Origin of the sequence: Methylobacterium ajmalii (genome assembly GCF_036448855.1) — a bacterium.
Classification (GTDB): domain Bacteria; phylum Pseudomonadota; class Alphaproteobacteria; order Rhizobiales; family Beijerinckiaceae; genus Methylobacterium; species Methylobacterium ajmalii.
In genome coordinates this window covers 229,220-241,218 of the sequence record NZ_JAZFXT010000028.1, presented here as the reverse complement: position 1 = coordinate 241,218, position 11,999 = coordinate 229,220, and the positions used below count along the sequence as shown (strand labels likewise).

General features: G+C 72.6%; 11 protein-coding genes. 8 read left to right on the top strand and 3 right to left on the bottom strand.

The features are described from left to right. Positions 1–22: 22 nt before the first annotated feature. Both V3T34_RS14590 and V3T34_RS14585 read right to left on the bottom strand, forming a co-directional pair. Positions 23–505, bottom strand: a complete 483-nt coding sequence (locus V3T34_RS14590; protein WP_305077653.1) for an AAA family ATPase — start codon at positions 503–505, stop codon at positions 23–25. Beyond that, the gene (locus tag V3T34_RS14585) at positions 502–1,062 is read right to left on the bottom strand and encodes a cytochrome b (protein ID WP_305077652.1); all 561 of its coding nucleotides are present in this window, start codon (positions 1,060–1,062) and stop codon (positions 502–504) included. Before V3T34_RS14585 ends, V3T34_RS14590 begins: the two co-directional genes overlap by 4 nt. Before the next feature lie 193 nt (positions 1,063–1,255). Between V3T34_RS14585 and radA the strand changes: the two genes are divergently transcribed. The 7 genes from radA (at position 1,256) to V3T34_RS14550 (ending at position 9,518) form a co-directional block, all read left to right on the top strand. After that, entirely contained in the window at positions 1,256–2,710 is a 1,455-nt protein-coding gene (gene radA, locus V3T34_RS14580) for a DNA repair protein RadA (RefSeq protein WP_060846857.1), read from the top strand. Between the two features lie 284 nt (positions 2,711–2,994). After that, positions 2,995–3,588 (top strand): CvpA family protein, encoded by a 594-nt coding sequence (locus tag V3T34_RS14575; RefSeq protein WP_048425979.1) that lies wholly within the window; start codon positions 2,995–2,997, stop codon positions 3,586–3,588. A 277-nt stretch (positions 3,589–3,865) separates the two neighbouring features. Beyond that, positions 3,866–5,368 (top strand): amidophosphoribosyltransferase, encoded by a 1,503-nt coding sequence (gene purF, locus V3T34_RS14570; protein ID WP_060849327.1) that lies wholly within the window; start codon positions 3,866–3,868, stop codon positions 5,366–5,368. Between the two features lie 79 nt (positions 5,369–5,447). Continuing rightward, positions 5,448–6,206 carry an SDR family NAD(P)-dependent oxidoreductase gene (locus V3T34_RS14565; protein WP_091881383.1) on the top strand — a complete coding sequence of 253 codons (759 nt, stop codon included), beginning with the start codon at positions 5,448–5,450 and terminating at the stop codon, positions 6,204–6,206. Between the two features lie 320 nt (positions 6,207–6,526). After that, complete coding sequence (locus V3T34_RS14560; RefSeq protein ID WP_331369198.1) at positions 6,527–8,614, top strand: putative bifunctional diguanylate cyclase/phosphodiesterase; 2,088 nt, start codon at positions 6,527–6,529, stop codon at positions 8,612–8,614. Between the two features lie 100 nt (positions 8,615–8,714). Further along, complete coding sequence (locus tag V3T34_RS14555; protein WP_305077650.1) at positions 8,715–9,119, top strand: dihydrofolate reductase family protein; 405 nt, start codon at positions 8,715–8,717, stop codon at positions 9,117–9,119. Positions 9,120–9,209: 90 nt separating this feature from the next. After that, positions 9,210–9,518 (top strand): type 2 periplasmic-binding domain-containing protein, encoded by a 309-nt coding sequence (locus V3T34_RS14550; RefSeq protein ID WP_305077649.1) that lies wholly within the window; start codon positions 9,210–9,212, stop codon positions 9,516–9,518. A 143-nt stretch (positions 9,519–9,661) separates the two neighbouring features. Here the strand turns inward: V3T34_RS14550 and V3T34_RS14545 are convergent, their stop codons facing one another. Continuing rightward, complete coding sequence (locus V3T34_RS14545) at positions 9,662–11,353, bottom strand: methyl-accepting chemotaxis protein (RefSeq protein ID WP_305077648.1); 1,692 nt, start codon at positions 11,351–11,353, stop codon at positions 9,662–9,664. Positions 11,354–11,822: 469 nt separating this feature from the next. On the opposite strand from V3T34_RS14545, the gene V3T34_RS14540 reads away from it, so the two are divergent. After that, complete coding sequence (locus V3T34_RS14540; RefSeq protein WP_167543911.1) at positions 11,823–11,993, top strand: hypothetical protein; 171 nt, start codon at positions 11,823–11,825, stop codon at positions 11,991–11,993. Positions 11,994–11,999: the final 6 nt, after the last annotated feature.

The following is an 11,999-nucleotide window of genomic DNA, read 5'->3' as shown; positions in this document are numbered from 1 at the left end:
TCCGTCGAGAGAAAATGAAAGATCATAGATCCGGAGCAGCGCCCGGCCGGACGACCGTGATCCGGTCGAAGCCTTCGGCGGCGGTCGGTGCCTCGAGGAGGCCGGCGACCGAGCGGATCGCCTCCTCCGGGACGCGCCGGTCGGCGGGCCGCGAGGCGTTGCGCGTCAAGGCGAGAGCGAGGGGGACGTCGATCCACACCGCCTCGAGGCGGGCGCCGGCCGACCGGGCGATCTCGACGATCGGTCGGCGGTGTCGTGCGCCCGGGAGCGCGGCATCGAAGTAGACGACCTCCGGATGCCGGGCCTGGCGCCCGATCCAGGTCGTCTTGCCGGCGCCCTGCAGGCCGCAGACGATCACGACGGTATGGGGGCCGTCGTCCGCCCGGAGCGCCCGCCGCAGCGTCTCGTAGCAGGCCTGCCACGCCTGCCGGCTCCGCTCGGGCGTCCAGACCCGCCCTTCCTCGGTCTCGAGGCAGTCGTCGGGATTGATCGCGGCCGGCCTCACCCCTCGGCGGCCCGCCGCAGCCACATCCGCCCCAGCACCTCGTCGCGCCGGATCCAGGCGTGCCAGGCCACCGCCAGGACGTGGAGGGCGAGCACGATCCCGACGGCCCAGGCGATCCAGTAATGCGCGGTGTAGCCGGCGAGCGACAGGGCCTTGTCGACCGGCACGAGGCGCGGGAACGAGAACACGCCGAACCACGGCAGGCCGTAGCCTCCGGCCGCCGAGTAGACGTAGCCGCTGACCGGCAGGAGCAGCATCAGGGCGTAGAGGCTCCAATGCGCGGCCTTCGCGGCGAGATGGGCCGAGCGGGAGGGCGGCGCGCGGTAGGCCGGCTCGCCGGCGACGAGCCGGTAGACGAAGCGCAAGGGCAGGAGCAGCAGCACCGTCAGGCCGATCGATTTGTGGATGTCCAGGATCTCGCGCCGCGGCGAGGTGCCGGGCACCTGCCAGGCGGCGTAGAGCCCCAAGGCCAAAGCCACCAGGATCAGGGCCGCCATCAGCCAGTGGAAGCCGCGCTGGGTGCGGTCGTAGGTATGAGGATCGCGGGCCCGGGCCATGGTCGTCTCTAGCGTCCGTCGTCGTATGGTCGAGCTGTCGCGCCCGATCGGGGCGCGAGCGCGGCGGGTTCGTTTCGCGACCGTCACCAGGTGCAGGGCGGGCCCGGTTGCAACGCGCCGCCGCCCGGGACATATCAGGAACACCCCACGCAGGCCGGCGCGCGGCCCGAAAAACCCCGGAGATCCGCCGCCGATGGCGAAGAACCACCAGACCTTCGCCTGCCAGTCCTGCGGCGCGGTCTACAACCGCTGGCGCGGGCGCTGCGAGGCCTGCAACGGCTGGAACACGATCGTCGAGGAGACCGGCGCGGGAAGCCCGGTCTCCGGCCCGGTCGCGACCCGGCCGAGCCGGGCGCGAGGAAGAATCTTTCCGCTCGAAGGCCTGACCGGCGAGGTCAAGGAAGCACCCCGCACCTCGTCGGGCATCGCCGAGCTCGACCGGGTGACGGGCGGCGGCTTCGTGCGCGGCTCGGTGATCCTGCTCGGGGGCGACCCGGGCATCGGCAAGTCGACGCTCCTCATGCAGGCCTCCGCGGCACTCGCCAAGCGGGGCGAGCGCGTCGCCTACATCTCGGGCGAGGAGGCGGTGGGCCAGGTGCGGCTGCGGGCCGAGCGGCTCGGGCTGGCGAGCGCCCCCGTCGAGCTCGCCGCCGAGACCAACGTCGAGGACATCATCGCCACCCTGAGCCAGGGCAAGCCGCCGGCGCTCGCCATCATCGACTCGATCCAGACGATGTGGACCGAGACGGTGGAATCGGCCCCCGGCACCGTGACCCAGGTCCGCGGCTCGGCCCAGAGCCTGATCCGCTTCGCCAAGACGTCGGGCACCGCCGTGATCCTGGTCGGTCACGTCACCAAGGACGGGCAGATCGCCGGCCCCCGCGTCGTCGAGCACATGGTCGACGCGGTCGCCTCGTTCGAGGGCGACCAGGGCCACCATTTCCGCATCCTGCGGGCGGTGAAGAACCGCTTCGGCCCCACCGACGAGATCGGGGTGTTCGAGATGACCGATGGGGGCTTGGCCGAGGTGCCGAACCCCTCGGCCCTCTTTCTCGCCGGGCGCGACCTCGCGGCGCCGGGCACCGCGGTCTTCGCCGGGATGGAGGGCACGCGCCCGCTGCTGGTCGAGATCCAGGCCCTGGTGGCGCCCTCCGCCCTCGGCATGCCGCGGCGCGCGGTGGTGGGCTGGGACCCCAACCGCCTCTCGATGGTGCTGGCGGTGCTGGAGGCCCATGGCGGCATCCGGCTGGGCGGCCACGACGTCTACCTCAACGTCGCGGGGGGCTTACGCATCAGCGAGCCCGCCGCCGACCTCGCGGTGGCGGCGGCCCTCGTCTCGTCGCTGTCGGGCGCGGCGCTGCCGTCGGATGCGGTGTATTTCGGCGAGGTCGGCCTGTCGGGGGCGGTCCGCCCGGTGGCGCAGGCGCCGGCGCGGCTCAAGGAGGCGCAGAAGCTCGGTTTCGCCAAGGCGCTGATGCCGCTGGGCCGGGAGGGCGCCGGGCGCGACGGGTCCGGGACGGGGTTTCCGGCGGAGTCGCTTCGCCACATCGCCGATCTCGTCGCCGGGGTCGCCGCCAGCGGCAAGCCGGTTCGGGGCGGGCGGCGCCCCCAGCAGCGGCTGCCGGCCTATGACGACGAGGATGTCTGAGAGCCTGCTTGACGGGCCATACCACTCTCGCACCCTCCAACGTCATCCTGGGGCCGCGAAGCGGAACCCGGGATGACGAGGTGAGGTGGCGAGGCCAGCGCCGGACCGACTGGAGCGGACCACCAAACAGGCTCTGACAGAGGCGGAAGGCATCGCGCCGCGCCGCGTCACCGGCCCTGCCGAGGGCAGGGTGACGGATTGGCTCGGGCAGCGTATACAACGCCGGCGGTGCCGGGCAGCCGCGACCCGAGCCAACGCTCCCGCCCCCGAACCTGTTCCTGCCAATGCCGTTCTCCGTTCTCGATCTCGTCGTGCTGGGCGTCGTCGTCATCTCCGCGCTGCTCGCGGCGGTGCGGGGCTTCACCCGCGAGGTTCTGGCGATCGTGGCCTGGGTCGCGGCGGCGGGCCTCGCCTGGACCCTGCACCCGCTGCTGCTGCCGACCGTGAAGCAGCACGTCTCCAGCGACACCGTCTCGCTGGTGGTGTCGATCGCCGCGATCTTCCTCGTCACCCTGCTGGTGGTCTCGGTGATCACCGTGAAGATCTCGGACCTGATCCTCGATTCGCGCATCGGCGCGGTCGACCGCAGCCTCGGCCTCGCCTTCGGGGCCGGGCGCGGCTTCCTGATCTGCGTGATCGGCTGGGTCTTCCTGGCTTGGCTCGTCCAGGGCAAGGTGCCGGACTGGGCCCAGCAGGCCCGCAGCCGCGAGATCCTCGAGAACAGCGGCCAGAAGCTGGTCGCGATGCTGCCGGACAACCCGGAGGGCCTGCTCAAGCAGTTCCGCAAGCCCAAGCCCGAGGTCGATCCCGGCACGGACGCGCCCGCGGAGGCCGACGCCCCGCCCCAGCGCCGCACCGACGCCAGCCCCCGGCGCTGAGACCGCACACGAAGGACACACCCCGCCAAGGACGCCCGACCGGCGTCCTTTGCATGTGAGGTAAGCCCCGCAACGCACCTTTGACGCCTTGGTTCCGCCGAAGGCAGCGATTACATAGCCGGCGGCGAGGCAAACGATCGGACGCAACGCATCGGATGCGGGCGGTCCGGTTCCTGCTTCGCTCGAGGCGAATCAGGCCCGCGCGGCGACCGTCACGGGACGCGCGGGGTCGGCGAGGCGAGGCCGTGCGGTGACCGGCCACCAGGGGCTTCTCATCATGTCAGCACGCAGCGAAACCTTCCGGGGCGCTCCCGGGGCGAGCGAGGCGTTCGGCGGCGATCTCGACCTCGACGGCGACACCCTGCGCGAGGAATGCGGCGTCTTCGGCATCTACGGCCATCCGGATGCCGCCGCGATCGTGGCACTCGGCCTCCACGCCCTGCAGCATCGCGGCCAGGAGGCGGCCGGCATCGTGTCGTTCGACGGCCGGGTGTTCCACTCCGAGCGCCGCATGGGCCTCGTCGGCGACTCGTTCTCCGACCTCGCCACGATCGAGCGCCTGAAGGGCGAGACCGCGATCGGCCACGTCCGCTACTCGACCACCGGCGAGACGATCCTGCGCAACGTGCAGCCGCTCTTCGCCGAGCTCGAGACCGGCGGCCTCTCGGTCGCCCATAACGGCAACCTGACCAACGGCCTCCTGCTGCGCCGCCAGCTCGTGCGCGACGGCGCGATCTGCCAGTCGACCTCCGATACGGAAGCGATCCTCCACCTCGTCGCCCGCTCGCGCCACGTCCGCATCGTCGACCGGGTGATGGACGCGCTGCGCCAGATCGAGGGCGCCTACGCCCTCGTGATGATGACGAACAAGAAGCTGATCGGCGCCCGCGATCCGCTGGGCATCCGCCCGCTGGTGCTCGGCGAGCTCGACGGCCGCTACATCCTCGCCTCCGAGACCTGCGCCCTCGACATCATCGGCGCCCGCTTCGTGCGCGACGTCGAGAACGGCGAGATGGTGGTGATCTCGGAAGACGGCATCGAGTCGATCCGCTTCGCCCGGGCGCAGCCGCTCCGCCCCTGCATCTTCGAGTACATCTACTTCGCCCGGCCCGATTCGACCGTGAACGGCAAGAGCGTCTACGCCGTGCGCAAGAACATCGGCCTGGAGCTCGCCAAGGAATCGCCGGCCGAGGCCGACATCGTCATCCCGGTGCCGGATTCCGGCGTGCCGGCGGCGCTCGGCTACGCCCAGCAGACCGGGCTGCCCTACGAGCTCGGCATCATCCGCAACCACTATGTCGGCCGCACCTTCATCCAGCCGACCCAGTCGGTGCGCGAGCTCGGCGTGCGGATGAAGCACTCGGCCAACCGCGCCGCGGTCGAGGGCAAGCGCATCGTGCTCGTCGACGACAGCCTGGTGCGCGGCACCACCTCGGTGAAGATCGTGCGGATGATGCGCGAGGCCGGCGCCCGCGAGGTGCATTTCCGCATCGCCTCGCCGCCGATCACCCACCCGGACTTCTACGGCATCGACACGCCGGAGAAGGAGAAGCTGCTCGCCGCCACCCACGACCTTGAGAGCATGCGCGCGTATATCGGCGCCGACTCGCTCGCCTTCCTGTCGATCGAGGGGCTCTACCGGGCGATGGGCGAGGAGCGCCGGGACGCGGCCTGCCCGCAATACACCGACCACTGCTTCACCGGCGACTACCCGACGGCGCTGACCGACCTCGCGGTCGCCTCGCCGCGCCGCATGGCCCTCCTCGCCGAGGCCGACTGAGCCCGAGGCGGCCGAACCCGAGGCGGTCCTCCCGGGGGAGGCCGCCGCCAAGCCGATCGATCCCGAGCCGACCGACCCGATGACCGACACCCCTCTCGCCCACAAATCCCTCGCGGATCGCATCGCGGTCGTCACCGGGGCCTCGCGCGGCATCGGCCGCGCGGCGGCCCTGGCGCTCGCCGAGGCCGGCGCCCACGTGATCGCGGTCGCCCGCACGCAAGGCGCGCTCGAGGAGCTCGACGACGCCGTGCGGGCGGCGGGCGGCTCGGCCACCCTCGTCCCCCTCGACCTGTGCGACTACGACGCGATCGACCGCCTCGGGGCGGCGATCAACGAACGCTGGGGCCGGCTCGACATCCTCGTCGGCAATGCCGGCGTGCTCGGCAAGCTGATGCCGCTCGGCCACATCGACCCCAAGGTCTGGGCGAACGTGATGGACGTCAACGTCACGGCGAACTGGCGCCTGATCCGCTCCCTCGACCCTCTCCTGCGCCGCTCCGATGCGGGGCGGGCGGTGTTTGTCAGTTCCGGTGCGGCCTCGTCGTGCCGGGCCTATTGGGGGCCGTACGCGGTGTCGAAGGCGGCGCTGGAAGCGCTGGTGCGGACCTACGCGGCCGAGACCGAGACCACGGCGGTGCGGGCCATGCTGCTCAATCCCGGCCCCTTGCGCACCGCGATGCGCAAGGCCGCGATGCCGGGCGAGGACCCGGAGACGCTGCGCACCCCGGAGGAGCTGGCACCCCACATCGTGCGGCTGGCAAGCCCGGACTGGACCGGGAGCGGCACCATCTTCGACTTCCCGACCGGCCGCGTCCTGACGCCGCAGAAGCCGGCCTGACGAGAGTCGCCGATCGTCGGTGAGCCAATTCCGCTCCGACGCAGAGCCCGCCCGGCCCTCCGCCGGGCGAGCCGGCAGGTATGCCGCGCCGCACGGCCCGCGGGAGACCGTGCCCGTCACGCTCCGGCGGCGACGTCCTTGAGCCATCTGAACATTTATAGTTCATTTTACCAGTTGTTCGGTGCAGATCCTAGTACTGAATTTTTTCTTCTACCCGCGGCTGGGTTTAAGGTTGCATTAGCGGGCATGCCCGACACCCGATCGCAGGCATACCCGCCACCGGTGTCCCCGGGGCGGACCCGACGACGGAACGGACGACCGTGACCGCAGATACCGATGTCCTGTACCGGCTGCTCGTCCAGGGGGTGACCGACTACGCGATCTACATGCTGGATCCGGCCGGTCGCGTGGTGAACTGGAATGCCGGCGCGGAGCGCGCCAAGCAGTACGCGGCCGCCGAGATCGTCGGCCGGCACTTCTCGTGCTTCTACGGCCCCGAGGACCGGGCGGCGGGGCTGCCGGAGGCCGGCCTGGACCGGGCCCGCGAGACCGGGCGCTTCGAGGCCCAGGGCTGGCGCTTCCGCCGCGACGGCACCTCGTTCTGGGCCGACGTCGTGATCGACACGATCCGGGACGAGGACGGGGCCCTGATCGGCTTCGCCAAGATCACCCGCGACCTGACCGAGACGCGCGAGCAGGACCTGCGGATCATGGCCGCCAAGGAGGCGGCCGAGCGCCACCGCGACGAGCACCGCGCGATCTCCGCCTTCCTCGACAGCGTCATCGCGACCATCCCGTCGAGCGTCGTGGTCCAGGACGCGACGACCGGGCTGATCCGGCTCGCCAACCGGCAGGCCGAGCTGCTGCTGTGCCGCTGCACGGGCGAGCTGGTCGGCCGCCCGGCCGCGACGGTGCTGCCTCCCCTCCTCGCCGCGCAGCTGCGGGCCGCCCTCGCGACGCCCGGCGCCACCCCGATGATCGAGGCCCCGGTCGACACCCCCTGGGGCCGCCGCACGCTGACGATGCGGGCCATGGCGATCGGCGAGGAGGGCGAGCCGCGCCACGCGCTCCTGGTGGCCGAGGACATCACCGACGAGCACGCGGCCCGCGTGCGGATCCACCACCTCGCCCATCACGACGGCCTGACGGGCCTGCCGAACCGCGAGCTGTTCCGGCAACGGCTCGGCGACGCCCTGTCGGCGCACGGCGCGGCCGAGACGGCGGTGCTCTGCCTCGACCTCGACGGCTTCAAGGGCGTCAACGACACGATGGGCCACCCGGCCGGCGACCAGATGCTGCGGGTCATCGCCCGGCGCCTCGAGGAGGCCTTGCGCCCGGGCGATACCCTGGCGCGGCTCGGCGGCGACGAGTTCGCGGTCGTCGCCCCCGTGCGGGGGGCCGCCGCGGAGGCCACCGCGCTCGCCGACCGGATGATCGCGGCGGCGCGCCGGCCGATCGTGATCGACGGCCAGTCTTTCGCGCCCGGGGTCAGCATCGGCATCGCGCTCGCGCCCTCGGACGCCGCGAGCGCCGACGAGCTGCTGCGCTGCGGCGACCTCGCGCTCTACGAGGCCAAGCGGCTCGGGCGGGGCCGGCACGCGCGCTTCCACGGTGCCCTCGAGGCCTCCGCGCGCTACCGCCGCCTGATCGAGACCGACCTGCGCGACGCGATCGCCCGGCGCGAGCTGGCGCTGCACTACCAGCCGATCGTGCGGGCGGAGGACGGCGAGACCGTCGGCTACGAGGCGCTGCTGCGCTGGCACCATCCGGTTCGCGGCCTGATCCCGCCCCTCGACTTCGTCCCGGTCGCCGAGGAGACCGGGATGATCGACGCGATCGGCGCCTTCGTGCTGAACGAGGCCTGCCGGGAGGCGAGCCGCTGGGGGAGCGGCCGGCGCGTCGCCGTCAACCTGTCGCCGGCGCAGTTCCGCAACCCGGCGCTCGCCGCCGAGGTCGCCGCGGCGCTCGACGCCTCCGGCCTGCCTGCCGACCGGCTCGAGCTCGAGATCACCGAATCGGTGCTCCTCGACGCCTCGTCGAACAACCTGACGACGCTCGGCCGGCTCAGGCGGCTCGGCGCCCGGATCGCGCTCGACGATTTCGGCACCGGCTACTCGTCCCTGAGCTACCTGTGCACGTTCCGCTTCGACAAGATCAAGATCGACCGGGCGTTCATCCGCGGGATCTGCGACAGCCGCGAGGCACTGGCGGTGGTGCGGGCGATCACCGGTCTCGGCCGCAGCCTCGGCATCGTGGTCACCGCGGAGGGCATCGAGACGCAAGAGCAGGCGGCCTGCCTGCGCCAGGAGGGCTGCACCCAGTTCCAGGGCTACCTGTACGGCAAGCCGGTGCCGGCGTCCGCGCTGGCGGAGGTCTCCGCCCAGCCCCGGGCGGGCACCGGATCGTAGGCCCCGGAACCGCGGAGTCCGGCTGGCCGGTGGCCGGCCGACGGGCTATCAGGCGGGGCGGAGCCCCGTCCGGGCCCGCGGCCGGGAGGGCGGAGAGCCGATGATCGACGTGCGGGCGATGTGCGCCATCGGGCAGCGGGGCCAGCTCGGCCTCCACGGCCGGCTGCCCTGGGAGGGCAACACCGATCCGCTCTACGTCGAGGACGTGGCGCGGTTCTTCGCGGTCACGCAGGGCCACGTCCTGATCGCCGGGCCGAAGACCATCGAGGCGGTGCCGGACTTCGCCTACCAGGACCGCACCATCGCGATCATCCGCTCGCACGAGGACCCGCGGGCGGTGCTGGCGCGCTATCCCGGCCGGCGGATCTATGTCGGCGGCGGCATCGCGGTCTGGAACGTCTATGCGCCGTTCATCCAGCAATGGGACATCACCCGCCTGCCCTACGACGGCGAGGCCGACCGCTGGTTCGACCCCGCCTGGCTGGTGGGGCGCGGGCGGGACTGACGCCCGTTCCGGCAGGGCCGCGACCCGGCGATCCGGGTCGACCCGGCCCCGGAGGAGGGCCTGGTCGACCGGGCCTTCCTGCCCGACCGGATGGCGGCGGCGAGCCCCGGCCGTCCGCGCCCGGCCGAGAGGGCGAGCGTTCCGGCGGTGGTGCCGGCGTTGTCGTCGCCGGCGACGATCCGCGACGCGGTGCGCGCCTGCCGGTCTCCCTCGTCGCAGACCCTCGCCGCCGGCCGGGTTGCCTCCTGGGGCGACGTCGCGGGACCGGAGATCGCCCTGTGGGCGCTCTACCCGTCGCGGCGGCTCCTCAGCGCACGGGTCTCGGCCTTCCCGGAACACCTGCGGGAGCCGGTTCCGACGGGCGGGCGGGAGGAGCCGGCCGCCTTTCTCGATGCGTGAGGCGCGCTCGCGCCGCCTCGTTCCCCGGTGGTGAAGACGACTGACGCCGCCTGGATCCTCGAAGGTGAAGACGGCTCACGCCGCCTGGATCCTCGAAGGTGAAGACGGCTCACGCCGCCTGGATCCTCGAAGGTGAAGACGGCTCACGCCGCCTTCACGGCCGCCAGGAAGCCGCCGACCTCGCGGGTCAGCCCGTCGGAGTGGCGGGACAGGGAGAGGGCCGCCTCGAGGACCCGGCCGGCGGCGACACCGGTCTCGCCGGCCTCCCGGCGCAGGTCGCCCAGGGTCTCGGTGACGTGGCCGGTGCCGTGCGCCGCCTCGCCGACGCTGCGGGCGATCTCCTGCGTGGCCGCGCCCTGCTGCTCCATTACCGCCGCCACGGAAGTGGCGGAGGCCGACATCTCGCCGATCACCCGGCCGATGCGCTGGATGTCGGCGACGGCGGCCCGGGTCGCGGCCTGGATCGCCCCGACCTCGCCGGTGATCTCGTCCGTCGCCCGAGTGGTCTGGCCGGCGAGCGCCTTCACCTCGGCGGCGACGACCGCGAAGCCGCGGCCCGCCGCGCCGGCCCGTGCCGCCTCGATGGTGGCGTTGAGCGCCAGGAGGTTCGTCTGCGCGGCGATGTCGGCGATGACCGAGACGACGCGCTCGATGCGCTCGGCGGCGACCGACAATTCGCTCACCGTGGCGTCGGTGCGGCGGGCATCCTCCACCGCCTGTCCGGCCATGCGCGAGGTCTGGACGACCTGCCCGACGATCTCCTGGATCGCGGCGGTCATCTCCTCGCTCGCCGCCGCGACGGCGTGGACGTGGCCGGAGGTCCGCTGCGCCACGCCCGCCGCCGCGTCGGTGCGCCCGGCCCCGGCCTCGGCCCCCGCCGCCATCCCGCGGGCGGCGGCCTCCATGGTGCCGGCGGCCCCGGCGAGGTCGCGGGACAGGCTCTCGACCTTGGCCTCGAACTGCCGGGCGAGACCGTCGACCAGGGCGGCGCGCCGGGCCGCCGCCTCGGTGCGCTCGCCCTCCCGCTCGGTCAGGCGGCGCATCTCGGCGCCCGATTCCTTGAACACCTGCAGCGCCCGGGCGAGCGCGCCGATCTCGTCCCGCCGGCCGGTGCCGGCGACCGGGATCGCGAGGTCGCCCGCCGCGAGGGCGTTCATCGCCCGGGTCGTCCGGGCGAGCGGCCGTGCGATGCCCAGGACCGCGATGGCCGAGAGGACCGAGAAGGCGAGGACGAGCCCGAGCGCGGCCAAGAGGGTCAGGCGGGTCTTGGTCGCGGTGGCGGCGGCCTCGGCGGCGTCCCGGGCGGCCGAGAGCTCCGCGAGGGTCGCCTGCACCCGCGCGTCGATGGCCACGGCGGCCTTGGCGCGACGCCCGGCATCCTGCTCGCTCGACAGCGCGAAGGCGACGTCGGTCATGCCCTGCTGGGCGTTCGTCACCACCTTGCTCGAGAAGGCGAGGTAGTCGGCGACGCGGGCGTGCAGGTCCTCGTCCTGCGCGCGCTCGTCGTCGGTCCCGGCCAGCGCGACGAGTCGCTCGGCCTGCGCGCCGGCGATCTCCTCCGCCGCCCGGTGCTGCTTGGCCAGCGCCTGGCGGACTTCGTCGCTGCCCTCGATGATGACGCTGCGCTGGGCGATCGCCGCCTCGGCGACGGCGTTCTCGAGCCGCAGCGCCGACACCGCCCGGTTCGTGCGCACGTCGACGATCTCGCTCATCGTCCGGCCCATGGCGTCGAGGCCGCCGCGGGCGAGCCCGATCAGCCCGAGGGCGACGACGAGCACGAGGGCCGCCGGCAGGGCGAGCTTGGCGAGCAGCGGAAGGTCGTTGAAGCCGCGCATGTCCGGTCTCCGATCGCGGAATGCCCCGGACCGCTCGGCGGCACGTCCGGGACGCTTCGAAGACCCCAGGCTAGGGATTCGCGGGTTAAGGAGAGATGTGTATACTGCCCGGCATCCTAACATCCATCGATCGTCTTCGATGGCAAGACATCAAGTAGAGACGATTCACGTGAGAATATGAACAATATTTCTACGTTCGGCTGCAAGGCGGAATGATAGCTCCTGCTGCCGGCGGCGGGCGCGGCGTCGGGATCCTCGGGCGTGCGCTCGATCGCGGCGGGCCCCGGGTCGCGGCATGCCATCGGCCGCCGGGTCGCCGGCGTGATCGCCCGGGCGCCGCCGGACCCAACGTCAGGCTCGCCGCCGCGATTGTCCATCGCGAGGATTGCCGGTCGACGATTGTCCGTCGCCAAGACGGCGCGAACACGGTAGAGCCGTCGGCAACCAGTCAGATGCGGGTTGTCGAGCGATGAGCGAATCCACCGACCGGTTCAAGCGCGCGCCCAAGCGCAAGACCGCCCAGGCGCGCACCCTCACGGTGTCGCCCGAGGCCAAGGCGGCCTACGAGAAGATGATCCGCGACAAGGAGGAGCGCGAGGCCTACGCCCGCAACCTCCCCGCCGACCAGAAGCCGCGCTGACGCCCC

Excerpts from the sequence above, each read along its gene's own strand:
- V3T34_RS14585 (WP_305077652.1), bottom strand. The coding sequence starts at position 1,062 with ATGGCCCGGGCCCGCGATCCTCATACCTACGACCGCACCCAGCGCGGC.
- radA (WP_060846857.1), top strand. The coding sequence starts at position 1,256 with ATGGCGAAGAACCACCAGACCTTCGCCTGCCAGTCCTGCGGCGCGGTC.
- V3T34_RS14575 (WP_048425979.1), top strand. The coding sequence starts at position 2,995 with ATGCCGTTCTCCGTTCTCGATCTCGTCGTGCTGGGCGTCGTCGTCATC.
- purF (WP_060849327.1), top strand. The coding sequence starts at position 3,866 with ATGTCAGCACGCAGCGAAACCTTCCGGGGCGCTCCCGGGGCGAGCGAG.
- V3T34_RS14565 (WP_091881383.1), top strand. The coding sequence starts at position 5,448 with ATGACCGACACCCCTCTCGCCCACAAATCCCTCGCGGATCGCATCGCG.
- V3T34_RS14555 (WP_305077650.1), top strand. The coding sequence starts at position 8,715 with ATGATCGACGTGCGGGCGATGTGCGCCATCGGGCAGCGGGGCCAGCTC.
- V3T34_RS14550 (WP_305077649.1), top strand. The coding sequence starts at position 9,210 with ATGGCGGCGGCGAGCCCCGGCCGTCCGCGCCCGGCCGAGAGGGCGAGC.
- V3T34_RS14545 (WP_305077648.1), bottom strand. The coding sequence starts at position 11,353 with ATGCGCGGCTTCAACGACCTTCCGCTGCTCGCCAAGCTCGCCCTGCCG.
- V3T34_RS14540 (WP_167543911.1), top strand. The coding sequence starts at position 11,823 with ATGAGCGAATCCACCGACCGGTTCAAGCGCGCGCCCAAGCGCAAGACC.